This window comes from Streptomyces lincolnensis (genome assembly GCF_001685355.1).
In the GTDB taxonomy this organism is placed as follows: domain Bacteria; phylum Actinomycetota; class Actinomycetes; order Streptomycetales; family Streptomycetaceae; genus Streptomyces; species Streptomyces lincolnensis.
In genome coordinates this window covers 4,972,595-4,989,437 of sequence record NZ_CP016438.1, presented here as the reverse complement: position 1 = coordinate 4,989,437, position 16,843 = coordinate 4,972,595, and the positions used below count along the sequence as shown (strand labels likewise).

At 71.1% G+C, this 16,843-nt stretch carries 17 protein-coding genes and 1 tRNA gene; 11 read left to right on the top strand and 7 right to left on the bottom strand.

Going from position 1 to position 16,843, the window contains the following annotated elements; all coding sequences use genetic code 11:
• The first annotated feature begins 85 nt into the window (after positions 1-85).
• Together SLINC_RS22215 and SLINC_RS22210 are read left to right on the top strand one after the other, a co-directional pair.
• Positions 86-751 (top strand): bifunctional DNA primase/polymerase, encoded by a 666-nt coding sequence (locus SLINC_RS22215; protein ID WP_067435918.1) that lies wholly within the window; start codon positions 86-88, stop codon positions 749-751.
• A 54-nt stretch (positions 752-805) separates the two neighbouring features.
• The gene (locus SLINC_RS22210) at positions 806-1,402 is read left to right on the top strand and encodes a hypothetical protein (protein ID WP_067435916.1); all 597 of its coding nucleotides are present in this window, start codon (positions 806-808) and stop codon (positions 1,400-1,402) included.
• A gap of 244 nt (positions 1,403-1,646) precedes the next feature.
• Here SLINC_RS22210 and SLINC_RS22205 read toward each other — a convergent pair whose 3' ends face one another.
• From SLINC_RS22205 to SLINC_RS22195, 3 genes are all read right to left on the bottom strand, one after another.
• On the bottom strand, positions 1,647-2,636 hold the full coding sequence (locus SLINC_RS22205) for a DUF5926 family protein (RefSeq protein ID WP_067435914.1): 990 nt from the start codon (positions 2,634-2,636) through the stop codon (positions 1,647-1,649).
• A 148-nt stretch (positions 2,637-2,784) separates the two neighbouring features.
• Complete coding sequence (locus tag SLINC_RS22200; RefSeq protein ID WP_107406656.1) at positions 2,785-3,423, bottom strand: ATP-binding protein; 639 nt, start codon at positions 3,421-3,423, stop codon at positions 2,785-2,787.
• A gap of 219 nt (positions 3,424-3,642) precedes the next feature.
• Positions 3,643-4,470: a glycerophosphodiester phosphodiesterase gene (locus tag SLINC_RS22195; RefSeq protein ID WP_067435908.1), complete on the bottom strand. Its 828-nt coding sequence runs from the start codon at positions 4,468-4,470 to the stop codon at positions 3,643-3,645.
• A gap of 277 nt (positions 4,471-4,747) precedes the next feature.
• On the opposite strand from SLINC_RS22195, the gene SLINC_RS22190 reads away from it, so the two are divergent.
• Together SLINC_RS22190 and SLINC_RS22185 are read left to right on the top strand one after the other, a co-directional pair.
• On the top strand, positions 4,748-6,250 hold the full coding sequence (locus tag SLINC_RS22190; RefSeq protein ID WP_067435905.1) for a S1C family serine protease: 1,503 nt from the start codon (positions 4,748-4,750) through the stop codon (positions 6,248-6,250).
• A 64-nt stretch (positions 6,251-6,314) separates the two neighbouring features.
• Positions 6,315-6,401, top strand: a tRNA-Ser gene (locus tag SLINC_RS22185).
• A 102-nt stretch (positions 6,402-6,503) separates the two neighbouring features.
• On the opposite strand, the gene SLINC_RS22180 is transcribed toward SLINC_RS22185, so the two are convergent.
• The 3 genes from SLINC_RS22180 to SLINC_RS22170 form a co-directional block, all read right to left on the bottom strand.
• The gene (locus tag SLINC_RS22180) at positions 6,504-7,037 is read right to left on the bottom strand and encodes a DinB family protein (protein ID WP_067435902.1); all 534 of its coding nucleotides are present in this window, start codon (positions 7,035-7,037) and stop codon (positions 6,504-6,506) included.
• Positions 7,038-7,087: 50 nt separating this feature from the next.
• The gene (locus tag SLINC_RS22175) at positions 7,088-7,519 is read right to left on the bottom strand and encodes a hypothetical protein (RefSeq protein WP_067435899.1); all 432 of its coding nucleotides are present in this window, start codon (positions 7,517-7,519) and stop codon (positions 7,088-7,090) included.
• Between the two features lie 143 nt (positions 7,520-7,662).
• Positions 7,663-8,532, bottom strand: a complete 870-nt coding sequence (locus SLINC_RS22170; protein WP_067435896.1) for a bifunctional DNA primase/polymerase — start codon at positions 8,530-8,532, stop codon at positions 7,663-7,665.
• Between the two features lie 358 nt (positions 8,533-8,890).
• Here SLINC_RS22170 and SLINC_RS22165 point away from each other — a divergent pair, with 358 nt between their 5' ends.
• The 7 genes from SLINC_RS22165 (at position 8,891) to SLINC_RS22135 (ending at position 15,493) form a co-directional block, all read left to right on the top strand.
• A complete protein-coding gene (locus tag SLINC_RS22165) occupies positions 8,891-9,217 on the top strand; it encodes a hypothetical protein (RefSeq protein ID WP_067435893.1) in 327 nt (108 codons plus the stop codon).
• A 262-nt stretch (positions 9,218-9,479) separates the two neighbouring features.
• Positions 9,480-10,454: a bifunctional MaoC family dehydratase N-terminal/OB-fold nucleic acid binding domain-containing protein gene (locus tag SLINC_RS22160; RefSeq protein WP_079164657.1), complete on the top strand. Its 975-nt coding sequence runs from the start codon at positions 9,480-9,482 to the stop codon at positions 10,452-10,454.
• Positions 10,441-10,929, top strand: a complete 489-nt coding sequence (locus SLINC_RS22155) for a MaoC family dehydratase (protein ID WP_067435891.1) — start codon at positions 10,441-10,443, stop codon at positions 10,927-10,929. Before SLINC_RS22160 ends, SLINC_RS22155 begins: the two co-directional genes overlap by 14 nt.
• Positions 10,926-12,092, top strand: coding sequence for a lipid-transfer protein (locus tag SLINC_RS22150; protein WP_067435888.1), 1,167 nt, complete (start codon positions 10,926-10,928; stop codon positions 12,090-12,092). The genes SLINC_RS22155 and SLINC_RS22150 overlap by 4 nt, the downstream gene beginning before the upstream one ends.
• Before the next feature lie 156 nt (positions 12,093-12,248).
• The gene (locus tag SLINC_RS22145; RefSeq protein ID WP_067435885.1) at positions 12,249-12,806 is read left to right on the top strand and encodes a SigE family RNA polymerase sigma factor; all 558 of its coding nucleotides are present in this window, start codon (positions 12,249-12,251) and stop codon (positions 12,804-12,806) included.
• A 201-nt stretch (positions 12,807-13,007) separates the two neighbouring features.
• Positions 13,008-13,634: a superoxide dismutase family protein gene (locus SLINC_RS22140; protein WP_067435882.1), complete on the top strand. Its 627-nt coding sequence runs from the start codon at positions 13,008-13,010 to the stop codon at positions 13,632-13,634.
• Between the two features lie 182 nt (positions 13,635-13,816).
• Complete coding sequence (locus tag SLINC_RS22135; RefSeq protein WP_079164656.1) at positions 13,817-15,493, top strand: long-chain fatty acid--CoA ligase; 1,677 nt, start codon at positions 13,817-13,819, stop codon at positions 15,491-15,493.
• Between the two features lie 138 nt (positions 15,494-15,631).
• Here SLINC_RS22135 and SLINC_RS22130 read toward each other — a convergent pair whose 3' ends face one another.
• Positions 15,632-16,825: an MFS transporter gene (locus SLINC_RS22130; protein WP_067435876.1), complete on the bottom strand. Its 1,194-nt coding sequence runs from the start codon at positions 16,823-16,825 to the stop codon at positions 15,632-15,634.
• Between the last annotated feature and the right edge of the window lie 18 nt (positions 16,826-16,843).

The window sequence follows — 16,843 nt, the reverse complement described above, 5'->3', positions numbered from 1 at the left end:
CAGGTACGCACAGTGAAGTGATCGACACATGGTGTGATGTGGTCCACGGTGTTGCCAGCGGTGCAACGGAAAGGAACGAGCGCTCATGCGCGAGATCCTCGGAAGGCGACGCAGGCTCCTGTCCCAGCGCAGCGACGGGGGGCCTGATTTGATCAGCGCGGCCCTGACCTTCGCCACGGAATGGCAGTGGCCCGTACTCCCCGGCGTGGCTCCGGACCCAGAGGGTCGGGCCCGCTGCGGCTGCCCCGACCCGGAATGCACGGTCCCCGGTGCCCACCCCTTCGACCCCGGTCTCCTCGCGGCCACCACCGACGCGCGCATGGTGCGCTGGTGGTGGGCCAACCGACCCGCCGCGCCGATCGTCCTGGCCACGGGTGGTACCGCTCCCTGCGCGGTCAGCCTTCCGGCCCTGCCGGCGGCCCGCGCCCTCAGCGTCCTCGACCGTCAGGGCATGCGCCTCGGCCCGGTCGTCGCCTCGCCCACCCGTTGGGCGATCCTCGTGAAGCCCTATTCCATGGAGCAGTTGGGCGAACTGCTGTACGCCAAGGACTTCGTCCCCGGCTCCCTCCGCTTCCACGGCGAGGGCGGTTACATCACCTTGCCGCCGTCCGAGACCGGCCTGGGCGAGATCCGCTGGGAGCGCGCGCCGCTGCCCGGCTCGGCCGCCCCGTGGGTGCCGGACGTCGAGGCCGTGGTGGACGCCGTGGTCGAGGCCCTCACTCGTACGGGTGTGAGCGCACCCGAGTTGTAGGGGTGTCGCGCGCGGGCGGCGCTTTCGCCCGCGCGCGGTCGTTATCTTCCGCCTATGAACGTTCGTCTGCTCGCCCTCACAGGCGTCGTGGTGTGCGCGGTCGCGCTGCCGCTGGCCGTGGCGTCCGCGGGACAGGTGGGTGGCTCCGCGGAACAGGCGGGCGGCTCTGCGGAACAGGCGGACGGCGAGGAGCGCGACGCCGTCCGTCCTTCCGTACGACCTTCTTCCGTACGGCCCTCCGCGCACGACGATCACAAGGAACCCGGCGCCGCCGACCCCGCCCGCCTGCTCGGCCTCGGCCTGGCCACCGCCGCCCGCTGCGGTCCCGAACTGACCTCCCCCGACGGTGTCGAGGCGCAGACCTGTGTCCTGACGCAGGGTGAGCAGACCTGGGCGCGGACCTACTACCGCAATGTGACGGGCGGCGCGCTGGAGGCCGTGCTGAGCCTCATGGGTCCTGGCGGCCGCACCGTGCAGATGCATTGCGCGGTGGGGTCCGAGGACGAGCCGGGCAGTTGCGAGACGCCCAGGGAACGCACCCGCCGGGACGTGGACGGGTACACGGCGGTCGCGGAGTTCGCGGCGGCTCCCGGACAGGGACCGCTGCTGCTGCGCGCCGGGAGCAACTCCGGGGTGCCTACGGGCAGTTGACGTACGGCGTCACTGCGTAAAGGAACCCGGACACACAAAGACCCGGTTGCTGGCGACGGGGGATGCACCAGCAACCGGGCTAATGGAACGGTAACAAGAGATCGGCTGTTCGCAAATTCGATCTCGATTTCGCCTCGGCTATTCGGACACCGATTGGCTTGTCCTGAGCGGGAGTTGGAATCGGAGTCAACTTTTCACCAAGGCCGCGGTGCGGCTGACCGACCGGTCAGCCGCACCGACTGTGTCAACTGAGCGTGACCTGCCGGTTGGTCAGGCCGCCGCGCGCGCGACGCTCGTTGGCGGTCAGCGGTGCGTCGCTGGCGAGGGCGCCGGCGAGCCGCTCGGCGAACTCCGCGGCCGGCTTCTCGATGTCCTCCGCGGTGATCTCGCTCGGCAGGTCCCAGACCGGGACGGTGAGCCCGTGAGCGCGGAAGGAACCCACGAGGCGCGTGCCGTCACCGAGATGCGCACGGCCCGCCGCGTGCAGCCGCGCCAGGGCGTCCAGGAGCTGCTCCTCGGGGTGCGGCATGACCCAGCGCAGGTGGTTCTTCTCCGGCGTCTCGCACCAGTAGGCCGCGTCCACACCGGTCAGTCGCACGGTCGGGATCGCCGCGGCGTTGGCCCGCTCCAGGGAAGCGGTCACCTCCGGAGTGGCGTTCTCCGCGTCCGGAACCCAGAACTCGAAGCCCGCGTGCACAACTGGCTCGAACACGCCTTCGGGGTCGAGCAGGTCCTGGAGCCGCGGACCGTCGGCCGGGGCGCGGCGGCCCTCCACCGGAGTGCCGGGGGGCGCGGTGAGCGCGCGCTGGAGGGTGTCGGCGAGGTCGCGGCTGATGTCGCCCGACGCCGTGTCGTTCTGGAGGCCGAGCAGCACCGAGCCGTCGTCGCGGCGCAGCGCGGGCCACGCCATCGGCAGCACCGTGCCCAGCGTGACCGACGGGACGCCCTCGGGGAGACCGCCCTTCAGCGTCAGCTCGACGGTCGCGGCCGGCACCAGCTCGCGCAGCGCCACCCAGTCGCCCTCGCCCGGCAGGCCCTCGAAGGGGCGCTGCACCAGCTCGGTCACGGCCTGCGCGGCGGCCCGGCCGTGACAGGCCTTGTACCGGCGGCCGCTGCCACAGGGGCAGGGCTCGCGCGCACCGACGACCGGAACGTGCCCGTCAGCGCCTACGGCGCGGGCCCCGTCCGTGAGCTGCGGCCGCTTGGCCTTCGTCTGGGGTCGCTTCTTGGCCATGATGGGTGTCTCCCGGTTACGGCTCGTCTCGTACGGCGCGAGCCTAGCCGTTCGCGCGTTGACCGAAGGGAGCCTGTGGACAACGGCGGCCTATGTGCCGACCTGTGGACCTGTGGACGGTCCGGCACGCGCGCGGTGCCGGCCGGCCTCAGTCCAGGTCGTCGAAGGCGTCCGCGAAGTCCAGGCCGGGCAGTGCGGAGACCGACGGTGCCGTGACGCGCGTAGCGAAGTCGTCGCGGCGGTGCCCGGCGTCCGGATCATGAACGTCCTCGTGGACGACCACCCATACCGTGACCTCGCCCCGGGCGTCGTCCCTGACGCCCCAGTCGTCGGCCAGCGCGGTGATGATGTTCAGCCCGCGGCCGCCGTGCGCGGTGACCGAGGGCGTCGCCGGAGCCGGGCGGGTGGGCCCACCGCCGTCCGTCACCTCGACCGTGAGTCTGCCGCCCTGGTCCACACGCCACGCGGCGCGCACATCACCGTCCCCGGCCAGGGCGTCGCCCAACGGCCGACCGTGCTTGCACGCATTGCTCAAGAGTTCGGACAGAATCAGTACGGCGTCGTCGATGACCGATTCCGACACTCCTCCACGGCGCAACTGCGTCCGCATACGGTGTCTTGCCTTGCCCACGCCCGCAGGGCCATGGGGTACGGCCATGCTCGACGACGTGGGCACCTCCTGTGCCACCACCAACGCCACCCCCGAGACCTCCTTCGCCCCACGCCACGGTGTGGATGCCCCATTGGCCTGTACCGGAAACCGGTCGATCGACCTCCGCCGACGCATTCGTCACGAGCGAATACGGACCGAACGCGCCGGAGCACTCCCCGTAACCGTCTGGCTGGATTTCGACGGTGTGCCGAAGCTGGAGAATGGCGTCAAAGGGACGGATGGGTCAAGAGTTTCGTCACAGGTCTTTACCAGTCGGCGGCAAAAATGCCTTTACCGGTCGCTGTGTCCCTTGTCGGGCGACGTTCTTCTGTCGTTCTTCTGTCGGCCGGTGGCTCAGCGGCCCAGGCGGTCCAGCACCGCGCTCGGGCGGTTGGTGATGATGGCGTCGACGCCCAGGTCGAGACAGAGATCGACGTCCTCCGGCTCGTTCACGGTCCACACGTGCACCTGGTGACCGGCCCGCTTCAGGCGCTCGATGTAGGCGGGATGGTTCCGCACGATCCGGATCGACGGCCCCGCGATCCCGACACCCGCCGGCAGCCGCCCGTCACGCAGCCGGGGCGAGACGAACTGCATCAGATAGACCGTCGGCAGCGTCGGCGAGGCCGCCCGCACCCGGTGCAGCGAACGCGCCGAGAAGCTCATGATCCGCACCGGCGACTCGGCGGCCGAGGCCGGGGAGTCGAGCCCGAACCGCTTCAGGAGCACCAGCAGCCGCTCCTCGACCTGCCCCGCCCAGCGCGTGGGGTGCTTGGTCTCCACGGCCAGCTCCACCCGGCGCCCGGCGTCGGCGACGAGCTCCAGCAGCCGCTCCAGGGTCAGGACCGAGGTCTCCTCCCGGTCCTCCGGACGGTGCTCCCAGTCCGGCTCCTCGTCCCGGGTCCGCCAGGAGTCCCGCGTCTTCCAGGAACCGAAGTCCAGCGCGGCGAGGTCGGCGAGCTCCAGCGCCGAGACCGCTCCGCGGCCGTTGGACGTACGGTTGACGCGACGGTCGTGGACGCAGACGAGATGTCCGTCCGCGGTCAGGCGTACATCGCATTCGAGGGCGTCGGCGCCGTCCTCGATCGCCTTCCGGTACGCGGCCAGCGTGTGCTCGGGAGCGTCTTCGGAGGCTCCGCGGTGGGCGACCACCTGTGGATGGTGCTGTCGTACGTGGGTCACCGCGTCATGGTGCCACCGCGCGCGGGTACGCGTGGATGGGCGTCTCGAAGTTGCATCCTTTATGTCTGAGATGACCTATATAAAGAATGGTCGTGGACGCACAGGCACCGCTTATGGTGCTCTGACGGCCCGTGGGAAAAGCTGACGACATACAAAAACATGCACAGCTGATTCGCGCCGGACCGTCGACGAGCGTCGACAGCGTGACAGTCGACAGCCTGAAAGAGCGTGACCGAGTGCGACCGACAACAACAGCCGTGGATCGAGGAGACAAGCTGTGAGCACCGAGAACGAGGGCACCGCGGTACCCCCGGCCCCGTCCGCACCCCCCGTGCCGGTGGATGCTCCTGCTGCTTCGGCGCCCCAGGAGCACACCGCTTCCGGCTCGGACGCCCCGATGACTCCCCTCCCGCCGACCCCGTCCGGCACCCCCGGCGACCAGCGACCGGAGCAGGACCACCTGGTCCACGCCGGCCAGGCCCCGGCCTACGCCGCCGCGGGCTCCGGCGGCGCACCGCACGGCCAGGGCTCCGGCCCCGAGGGTGCGGGCGCCTGGCCGCCCCCGCCGCCTCCGGCCACCCCGTCGTACGCCGACGGCGGCTCCGGGGGCACCACCGGCGTGTGGGGCGCCGCCTACCAGCAGCCCGAGCCCAAGCCCCGCAGCGGGCGCGGCGGACTGGTCGCCGGGATCCTGGTGGCCGCGCTGGTCGCGGGCGGCCTGGGCGGCGGCCTCGGCTACACCCTCGCCAAGAACAACGAGAACGGCTCCTCGACCACCGTCTCCGCCTCCGACAGCGGCGGCTCCGTCAAGCGCGACCCGGGCACGGTCGCCGGTGTGGCCGCCAAGGCGCTGCCGAGCACCGTCACGATCGAGGCCGCGAGCAGCAGCGGCGAGGGCGGCACCGGCACCGGTTTCGTCTTCGACACCCAGGGCCACATCGTCACCAACAACCACGTCGTCGCCAGCGCGGTCGACGGCGGCAAGCTCACGGCCACCTTCCCGAGCGGCAAGAGGTACGACGCCGAGGTCGTCGGCCACGCACAGGGCTACGACGTCGCCGTCCTCAAGCTCAAGAACGCCCCGAACGACCTCAAGCCGCTGACCCTCGGCAACTCCGACAAGGTGGCGGTCGGCGACTCCACCATCGCGATCGGCGCCCCCTTCGGCCTGTCGAACACGGTGACGACGGGCATCATCAGCGCGAAGAACCGCCCGGTGGCCTCCAGCGACGGCAGCGGCTCCAACGCCGCCTCCTACATGAGCGCCCTCCAGACGGACGCCTCGATCAACCCGGGCAACTCCGGAGGCCCCCTCCTCGACGCCCAGGGCAACGTGATCGGCATCAACTCGGCGATCCAGTCCAGCAGCAACGGCGGCCTGGGCGGCACCAGCCAGTCCGGCTCGATCGGCCTCGGCTTCGCCATCCCGATCAACCAGGCCAAGTACGTCGCCCAGGAGCTGATCAAGACCGGCAAGCCCGTCTACGCCAAGATCGGCGCCTCCGTCTCCCTGGAGGAGGGCACCGGCGGCGCCCAGATCACCCGGCAGGGCGCCAGCGGCACCGACCCGGTCGAGTCCGGCGGCCCCGCCGCCAAGGCCGGCCTCAAGCCCGGCGACGTCATCACCAAGCTCGACGACCGCGTGATCGACTCCGGCCCCACCCTCATCGGCGAGATCTGGACCCACCAGCCCGGCGACAAGGTCACCGTCACCTACGAACGCGACGGCAAGACCCACACCGTGGAACTCACCCTCGCCTCCCGCACCGGCGACAGCTGACCCCCCACCCACCCGAGCCAACGGTTACTCTGGTCCCCGCGCTGCCGGTCGTCCGGTGGTGCGGGGTGGGTTGCCCGAGCGGCCTAAGGGAACGGTCTTGAAAACCGTCGTGGCAGCGATGTCACCGTGGGTTCAAATCCCACACCCACCGCAGTGCTTGAAGGGGTGTCCCGGTTCCGGGGCACCCCTTCGGCGTGAGGATGCGCAAGGCCCTTCATGACCGCCGGCCCGGTCTGGAGCAGGCGTCCCGTACTCACGTGGACGTCGAGCGTGCCGCCCGCAGCATCCGCAGCTGTCCGATCTCCGCCGCGTTCTTCATCAGCTCGGCGTTCACCCAGGCCAGCATGTCGGCGACGGTGTAGGAGGGGTCGTCGGGGAGGGGGAAGCGGGCGGTGGTGTCGAGGTCGGTTTCGGTGAGGTCGGCGAGGGCGGTGAGCCAGTCCGTGCGGAGGCCGCGGAGCCATTCGACGGTGGGTTTTCCGGGGCCGGGCCAGATGACGTCGGTGCGCTCTCGGGGCGGGCGGCCCGTCGTGTGGTCGAGGGTCACGCTCCACCACCAGCCGATGTGCCAGCTCAGCCAGGCGATGGTGGGCACGGGGACCGGGTCGGGCTCGGTGTCCGCCCAGTCCGGCACCCAGGCGCCGTCGGCGGTCCGGCGGACCGTCCAGCAGTGGGGCGCCGGTTCCCACAGGAAGTCCTCGGGTTCCAGCCGGTCGAGGTGGTACTCGAACAGTGCCCAGGTGAGATCGAACTGACGGCGCAGCAGGTCTGATCGGGAAACGGTCACCGTCCGACCCTGGCACACCGCCCCCGGCCCGCTGAATTGGATTTCCCGGGCTACAACTCGTGGTCCTCGGCCAGTTCCTCCCACGCCACGTCCCGCAGATCGGGCTCCGCGTCGCAGTCGGAGGGCACGTGGGGCGTGGACTGGAACCAGACGACTGTGAGGGCCGAGCGGTACAGGATCGGATCGTGGGCCGGGTCCAGCGCCGTGGAGCGGAACGACCCGACGCAGGCCACACGCGGCAGCACCTCGACCGGTCCGAACGCGCCGGTGTACTGGTCGGGATGCTCGCGGGGCGGCGGCACGAGGTGCACCGGCGTGGACGGGAAGGCCTGCTCGGCCGCGCGCATCAGCCCCCGGATCGTCATCTCGTTGACCACCTTGCAGGGGTACCCCTCCAGCATCCCGCCGTACGTCGAGGACAGGTGGAGCGCGGAGAGGTCGAGGGCGCGGCCGGAGGTGAGGACGACGTGGCTCAGGGACATGGTGGGGACTCTAGGACGGCGGTGGTGCATCGTGCTCCTGTGTTTCTCACGCCTCGTCCTGAGGCCGCTGTCTCTCATGCCTTCCCCGAGGCCGTACGGGGCCGCGTCCCGGCCGCGCTGCGAGCAGATGCCGGGCGTACCTCTCAAGGCCGGTGCCCCGTCATCCGCGCCGCCGACGCGATCGTCGCGCGGGCCTCGCGTTCGGTGAGACCGGTGTTGAGGGCGGCCTCGACGAGGGGGTCGACCAGGGCGGGGCCGATGCCGTCCTCGTAGGCGCGGCAGGCGGCCCAGAACAGGCGGGTGTTGCGCTGGCCCTCGTGCGCGGCGAGGACGAACTGGACGAGTCCCTGGCCGTGTCCGCCGACCGAGGCGGGGGTGGTGGGCTGGTGGGTGCGGGGCGGCGGGAGCAGCAGGCGCAGCAGCGCGGGCGGGCAGGCCGCGGGGGCGAGGTGGGCGGTGCCGGGGGCGGTGGCGTACTCGCCGTGGTCGGTTCGGGAGCCGGGGCCGACGAGGTAGCCGCCGGCGCCGCGGATGTCGATGCCGGGGGCGAGGCGGCCGGCGGAGTTGGGGACGACGACGTCGGGCGGTCCGCTCAGCCAGAGGTGGCGGCCGCCGCTCGGGGTCAGGACGACGACGGTGTCGGGGATCGTGAACAGGTGGCGCAGGGCCAGTTCGCGCAGGGCGGCGGAGGAGTTCGTGCCGGACTTGGTGTCGAGGTCGATGCCGATGAGGTGGTGCGGGGGCAGTCCGCAGGCGATGCCGTAGCCGGTGGCCCAGGGGGCGGCGGCGAACAGTTCGCGGATGCGTGCCGGGTCGGTGGCGGCGTCGTAGACCCCGTGTCCGAAGTGGCCACATTCGCCGTGGCAGGGCGGGGCGGCGGGGTCGTCGCGGTGGGGGGAGCGCAGGGCCGGGAGTTTCGTCCGGGACAGGGGGATGACGGCCAGTCCGCGTTCGGCGGCTGACAGGGCGTGTGCGAGGGCCAGCGTCGTGGCCTGCCGGTCGGTGGTGGCCATACCTCTATGTTCGTACACCTGTTCGAAAAAAGAAAGAGGGATCGGCCCCGACTCGCCGGGCCGAACAGATTGGCTGGAAATGTGCCGGAACGCTTCATCTCTTGCGGGAGTTGGGGCGGAGCTGTCCCTACCGTCCTGACCTGCGGATGTAGGTCACGAAAGGGGTTTATCGACTTGTCATCACGCTTGAGGGCGAATAACGGCTTCCGGGGTGGTTCGCCGGGGATTCGGTGGGCAATTCTGATCTCGCGACGTCGTGCACCACGCCAGGCGGTCGGCCAACTGCCCTGGTGGAAGCCGTACTTCATGCTTTTCCGGCCCTTGTGCCGGTGGGTAATCCCTGTTCTGGAGGAACAACATGGCAAGCATCCGTACCGCCCGTGTCATCGCCGCCGTCTCCGCTCTTCCGCTCGCCGCCGTGCTCTTCACCGGCGTCGCGACGGCGGACAACGGCGCGATCGCGGACGACGGATCGAGCGCGTCCGTGACGAACGCCGCGGCGGGCATCATCGGCAGCGGTGTCGGCGGGGACAACAACGGCAACTCGTCCACCACGCAGCAGCAGGCGGTCGGCTCCGGTGCCTCGAACCAGAGCAACACCGCCCAGGTGAACGGTTCCGCGTTCACGGCCATCAACCAGGGGAACGACAACACGTCCGTCAACTTCACCCCGCTGTGGTGGTGATCTGAGGGGCGGGGACCGGCCGGGTCCCCGGCTCCGGGGTGTGCTCTGTGGGGTGTGACATGTCTGCGCGGCGGTGCCTTCGGCGCCGCCGCGCAGGCGTTTTCGCGTGCGGTTCCGTCGCCCTTGACGGGAGACCGTATCTGACGGACAGTCAGAAACCGTCGCGGGAAGAGTGGGAACCCGAGGGGCGGCTGCGGTGTACCAGAAGTGACAACACGATGCGGCAGGGGACGACGAGCACGGGACGGCGAGGGGGCCAAGGATGGACGAGGAGCGGTCGCAGGGCCTGGACCAGCGCCAGGACGGCCTGGAACAGCGCCGGGGTGACCTGGAGAAGCGGCTGAAGGCCTACGAGGGCCGCCCCTCAGCCGTGGCCGGCACCGGCAAGGACCCCGTCAACCTGCCCATGATCCGGCACTGGTGCGAGGCGATGGGCGACACCAACCCGGCGTACTCGGGCCCTGACGCCGTCGCCCCGCCCACCATGCTCCAGGCGTGGACCATGGGCGGCCTCTCCGGCCACACGGCCCGGACGGAGGCGTACGACGAACTGCTCGCCCTCCTGGATGAGGCGGGCTGCACCGCGGTCGTCGCCACCGACTGCGAGCAGGAGTACGTCAGACCCCTCCGGCCCGGCGACGAGATCACCTTCGACACGGTGATCGAGTCGGTGTCGGAGCGGAAGCGGACCAAGCTGGGCACGGGCTACTTCGTCACCACCCGGATGAACATCCGGGCCGGCGGGGAGCTCGCCGGCACCCACCGGTTCCGCATCCTCAAGTACGCCCCCGCGCACCGCCCGGAGAAGAAGCCCCCGCGCCCCCACCCGGTCGTCAACCGCGACAACGCCGGCTTCTGGGACGGCGTCCGTCAGCACCGCCTGCTCATCCAGCGCTGCGCGGACTGCGCGGCCCTGCGCTTTCCCTGGCTGCCGGGCTGCGGCTCCTGCGGCAGCCCCGACTGGGACACCGTGGAGGCGACGGGCGAGGGCACGGTCTACTCCTACGTCGTCATGCACCACCCGCCGTTCCCGGCCTTCGACCCTCCCTACGCGGTAGCGCTGATCGAACTCACCGAAGGCGTCCGCATGATCAGCAACATCGTCGGAGTGCCCCACGACCGGGTGCGCATCGGCCGACCGGTCCGGCTCGAATTCCAGCGGTACGACGACGAGGTGGTCCTGCCGGTCTTCCGCGCCGCCGAGGAGCCGGAGGGGAGGACGTATGCGACCCGGTGAGGCGCTGCCGCCGCTGGAGATCCCGGTCACCCGGACGCTGGTCGTCGCCGGGGCGATCGCCTCGCGGGACTACCAGGACGTGCACCACGACGCGGAGCTGGCCCGGCAGAAGGGCTCCCCCGACATCTTCATGAACATCCTGACGACCAACGGCCTGGTCGGCCGCTACATCACGGATCACTTCGGCCCCCGGGCCGTCCTCCGCAAGGTCGCCATCAGACTCGGCGCCCCCAACTACCCGGGCGACACGATGGTGTTGACGGCCACCGTCGAGGAGGTGACCGAGGAGACGGGCGCTGCCACCGCGACCGTCCGCGTGGTCGGCGCCAACACCATCGGCCGCCATGTGACCGGCACGGTGACGGTCACCGTGCCGACCCTCCCGTCCGATTCATCCCACTCATCCCACTCGTCCGACTCGCCCTCCCGGCCCGCCCCGGCCCACCCGGCCGCCTCCCCCGAGGAGGCGGGATGAGCGTACGGACCAGGGACACCCTCGGCGGACGGGCGGCGATCGTCGGCGTCGGGGCCACGGAGTTCTCCAAGGACTCCGGACGCAGCGAACTGCGGCTGGCGGCGGAGGCGGTCCGGGCGGCGCTGGACGACGCCGGACTGCGCCCGGACGACGTGGACGGGATGGTCACGTTCACGATGGACACCAGCCCCGAGATCACCGTGGCCCAGGCCTGCGGCATGGGCGAGCTGTCCTTCTTCTCCCGCGTCCACTACGGCGGCGGCGCGGCCTGCGCCACCGTCCAGCAGGCGGCGCTCGCCATCGCCGCGGGAGTCGCCGAGGTGGTGGTCTGCTACCGCGCCTTCAACGAGCGGTCGGGGCGGAGATTCGGCTCGGGCGTGCAGCACCGGGAGCCGTCCGCCGAGGGGGTCGCGCTCGGCTGGTCCCTTCCCTTCGGGCTGCTCACCCCGGCGTCCTGGGTGGCGATGGCGGCCCAGCGGTATCTGCACACCTACGGCCTGACCCCGGAGGCCTTCGGACACGTGGCCGTCACGGCCCGCGGGCACGCGGCCACCAATCCGGCCGCCTACTTCCACGGCCGCCCCATCACCCTCGCCGACCACGCGGCCTCCCGCTGGATCGTCGAGCCCCTCCGCCTGCTGGACTGCTGCCAGGAGACCGACGGCGGCCAGGCGCTCGTCGTCACCTCCGTGGAGCGGGCCCGCGATCTGCCGCACCCGCCCGCCGTCGTCGCGGCGGCCGCCCAGGGAGCGGGCCGGGGGCAGGAGCAGATGACCAGCTTCTACCGGGACGACCTGACCGGCCTGCCGGAGATGGCCGTCGTCGCCCGCCAGCTGTGGCGGACCTCGGGGCTCACGCCGGCCGATGTCGACGTGGGGATCCTGTACGACCACTTCACACCGTTCGTGCTGATGCAACTGGAGGAGTTCGGGTTCTGCGGAAAGGGGGAGGCGGCCGACTTCGTCCACCGCGCGGAGCTCCCGCTGAACACCCACGGCGGACAGCTGGGGGAGGCCTATCTGCACGGGATGAACGGCATGGCGGAAGGAGTGCGCCAGCTGCGGGGCACCGCGGCGAACCAGATACCGGGCGCCGAGCGCGTCCTGGTGACGGCGGGGACAGGGGTGCCGACGTCGGGCCTGGTGCTCACCTCGGACCGGTGAGGGCGCATGACCCCCAGGGGTAATCCCGCAGTACCCCGGGCCCTCTCGTCCACCTTCAGGAGGTGGAGTCAACCCCACCCCTACAACCTGAGGGGGACTCGTCTTCGGGACCTGCGGCCGATCCGCCGGAGCCGCCCTCGTACCTAGCGTAGAGCCATGACCACACTCGTCTGCACCAGCGCTTCGAAGGCCGCAGGCCCGGCGACGCGGACTCTTCCGTACCCGTCGTTCGCTTCGTATGTGAAGGCCCGCCAGCCGGTGCTGCTGCGTACCGCCCGGTCGCTGACCGCGAACCCGAGCGACGCGGAGGACCTGCTGCAGACCGCGCTCACCAAGACCTACGTCGCCTGGGAGCGCATCGAGGACCATCGAGCGCTGGACGGCTATGTCCGCCGGGCGCTGCTGAACACGCGCACCTCGCAGTGGCGCAAGCGCAAGGTGGACGAGTTCGCCTGCGACGAGCTGCCCGAGCCGGAGCCGGTGACCGGAAGCGACGACCCGGCCGAGCAGCAGGCGCTGCACGACGCGATGTGGCGCGCGATCATGCGGCTGCCCGCGCGGCAGCGGGCGATGGTCGTCCTGAGGTACTACGAGGACCTCAGCGAGGTGCAGACCGCGGAGGTGCTCGACGTTTCGGTGGGGACGGTGAAGTCGGCGGTGTCCCGGGCGTTGGGGAAGTTGCGGGAGGACCCCGAGCTGGGGCTTGTGCGGTAGGTGGGCGGCGGTTGGCCGAGAGGCGGGCCTCTACGGTCTCTCCCCAGTACCCCCCGGTAGAAGTCCTGAGGGGCCAATTTCACCCCGCTAATCTCCAGATCAAGTCATAAGGCGCCCAAATCTTTTCCAGGCGCCTGTATGTCCGCGCCGTATCCGCCTGCGTGCGGCAGCGCGGCACCCCCACGTACTGGAGAAAAGCGCATGTCCAGGCACAAGATCACGCCCAGAAGCAAGGGCATCCTCCTCGCCGCCGCCGGTGTCCTCGCGGTGGCGGGCGCCGCTGGTATCACCGCGAGCGCCAGCGCCGACGAGCCGTCGAAGGACGCGAAGGGCCCCGTGCCCAAGCTGGTCGTCGGCACGGTCTTCGCCCCGGTGAGTGCGGCGCAGTGGGCGCAGGCGGTCACGTACGACACCGCGCGGGTGCCCGTGGGCGCCCGGGTCCAGGTCAAGGAGGAGCTGCGGCGCGACGGCGGGACCCGGATCGAGCTGCGCGTCCGGGACCTCGGTGCCGACCGCGTCTACGGCGCCCACGTCCACACCAAGCCGTGCGGCAAGCTGCCGGCGGACGCCGGACCGCACTACCAGGACAAGGCGGACCCGACGCAGCCCTCTGTCGACCCCGCGTACGCCAACGCGGACAACGAGGTGTGGCTGGACCTGGCCGCCAACAAGGACGGCTCCGCCCGCTCCATAGCCACCGTGGACTGGCGCTTCCGTGACGGAGGGGCCCGTTCCGTGGTGATCCACGAGCAGGCCACCGCCACCCACGCCGGTCACGCCGGTACCGCCGGCCCTCGGCTCGCCTGCGTGAACGTGCCGTTCATGTGATCCGGCCCCGGTGATCCACCGGCCGATCCTTCGACTGACCCATCAGCCGAGGGATCGGCTGATCCACCAGCGGTGCCCACCGGTCGGCAACCCCCGATCTCGGCAAACCGATCCGTTGCAGCTAGTGACGTACCGATTGGTATGTGCGCAGAATGACCGCAGCCCTTACTGCCGCGTAGGCAATGTCGCCCGGGAGGCACGCCGTGCTGAGCACGATGCAGGACGTACCGCTGCTGATCTCGAGGATCCTGGTTCACGGATCCACCATCCACGGCACCTCGCAGGTGATCACCTGGACCGGTGAGGACGAGCCGCACCGCCGCTCCTTCGCCGAGATCGGTACCCGAGCCGCCCAGTTGGCGCACGCGCTGCGCGAGGACCTCGGCGTCGCCGCCGACGACCGGGTGGCGACCCTCATGTGGAACAACTCCGAGCATGTCGAGGCCTACTTCGCGATCCCCTCCATGGGCGCGGTCCTGCACACGCTCAACCTCCGCCTCCCGCCCGAACAGCTGGCCTGGATCGTGGGCCACGCGGCGGACAAGGTCGTGATCGCCAACGGTTCGCTGCTCCCCCTGCTGGCCCCGCTGCTCCCGCACCTCAAGACGGTCGAGCACGTGGTCGTGTCCGGGCCCGGTGACCGTGGCCTGCTCGCCGGCGCGGACGTCCAGGTGCACGAGTACGAGGAGATCCTCGCCGGGAAGCCGACGACGTACGACTGGCCGGAGCTGGACGAACGCCAGGCCGCCGCCATGTGCTACACCTCCGGCACGACGGGCGACCCCAAGGGCGTCATCTACTCCCACCGCTCGGTCTACCTGCACTCCATGCAGGTCAACATGGCCCAGTCGATGGGCCTGACCGACCAGGACACCTCGCTGATCGTGGTCCCGCAGTTCCACGTCAACGCCTGGGGTCTGCCGCACGCGACCTTCATGACCGGCGTCAACATGCTGATGCCGGACCGCTTCCTCCAGCCCGCGCCGCTCGCCGAGATGATCGAGCGGGAGAAGCCGACGCACGCGGCCGCCGTCCCCACCATCTGGCAGGGCCTCCTCGCCGAACTCACGGCCAGGCCCCGGGACGTCTCGTCCCTCGGCCAGGTCACCATCGGCGGCTCGGCCTGTCCGCCCGCGCTCATGGAGGCGTTCGACAAGCTGGGCATGCGGGTCTGCCACGCCTGGGGCATGACGGAGACCTCCCCGCTCGGCACGGTCGCCCGCCCGCCGGCCCACACGATCGGTACGGAGGAGGAGTTCGGGTACCGCCTCACCCAGGGCCGTTTCCCGACGAGCGTCGAGGCACGCCTGACCGGACCCGGCGGCGAGCGCCTGCCCTGGGACGGCGAGTCGGCCGGTGAGCTGGAGGTACGCGGCCCCTGGATCGCGGGCGCCTACTACAACGGCCCGGACGCCGAACCCCTGCGCCCCGTGGACAAGTTCAGCGAGGACGGCTGGCTGAAGACCGGTGACGTCGGCACCATCTCGCCCGACGGCTTCCTCACCCTGACCGACCGCGCCAAGGACGTCATCAAGTCCGGCGGCGAGTGGATCTCCTCGGTCGAGCTGGAGAACGCCCTGATGTCCCACCCGGCCGTCGCCGAGGCCGCCGTGGTCGCCGTCCCGGACGACAAGTGGGGTGAGCGCCCCCTCGCCACCGTCGTCCTCAAGGAGGGCGCCACCGCCGACTTCGAGACCCTGCGCGCCTTCCTCGCCGACGAGGGCCACATCGCCAAGTGGCAGCTCCCGGAGCGCTGGACGATCGTCGAGGCGGTGCCGAAGACCAGCGTGGGCAAGTTCGACAAGAAGGTCCTGCGCAGGCGGTACGCGGCCGGAGAGCTGGACATCACCAAGCTCTGACCCGACCGACCCACGGCGGTACGACGACGCTGCGGTCCGGCAACACAGGGGTACGGCAACACGGTGGGCAGAAGCACCAAGGCGCCTCTGCCCACCGTAGAACCCGTAGAACCCGTAGAACCACCCCTGTCCACTACGTCACCGTCGTACCGAAGTAGTCACCCACCCCAGCACCAGCCACGCCCCCGCCACCGCGCAGACCCCGCCCCACCCGAAGTGGGTGAAGGCCGAGCCGGCGAGGGCCGAGGCTAGGGCGCCGCCGGCGAAGCCGGAGACGACGTAGGCGGTGTTGGCGGTCGCGGGGGTGGAGGTGGTGGTCAGGGCGAGGGTCTGGTTGGCGACGTGGGAGGCGACGAGCGCCGCGTGGACGGCGATCGCGGCCACGAACAGGGCCCACATCACGTGCCCGCCGAGCCAGAACAGCGGCACGGACAGGGCGGCGAGGGCGAAGGCGGACCGTACGACCTTGGCGGCGCCGAACCGGTCCACGAACCCGCCCGCCAGGGGCGCCACGACGGTGGCGGCCAGCCCGAAGAGACCGAAGAGACCGGCGGTCGCGGTCGACAGGCCGTACGCCGACCCGGTGAGCAGCAGGGCGAGGGAGGTCCACAGGGCGCTCCAGGCGCCGAACATCCCGGCCTGGCGTACGCACGCGCGCCACAGGTCGGGCGAGTGGCGGACGACGGACGGCAGGGCGGTGAGCCCGGAGAACAGCGGGCCGGAGCGGCGGCGTTCCTCGACGGGCAGGGCGTAGGCCGTGGCCAGTCCGAGGAGGGCGGTCAGCGCGGCCGCGCCCACGAACACCCACCGCCAGCCGAAGGCCTGCCCGGCCAGTCCGCCGAGCACGCGGGCCGCCACGATCCCGGTGAACAGGCCCGCGATCACGGCCGCGACATGGCGGGCGCGGCGATCGGCGGGGGCCCGCTGGGCGACCAGCGGGACGAGCAGCTGCGGGACGACGGTGGCCGCGGAGGCGACGAGGACGGCGGCGGCCAGAGCGGTGGTCCCGGAGGCCGTCGCGCCCGCGCCCAGTGCCACGGCCGCGACCAGGGACAGGACGCCGACCAGGCGGCGCCGGTTCACGCTGTCGCCGAGCGGGGCGAAGACGAGGAGGCCGGCGGCGTAGCCGAACTGCGCGACCGAGGCGATCCAGGCCACGGCGGAGGGGGTCGAGCCGAAGTCGTGGGCGATGAGGGGGAACAGCGGGGCCGCGAGGTAGATGTTGGCGGCCGTGACGGCGGTGCAGAGCGCGATGAGGACGAGGAGGAGGGAGTCCGCGCGGCGCGTGGGAACCCGGGCGGACCGCCGGGCGGCGACGGTGGCTGTCGGCATGACCGGACCTGTCTCCTT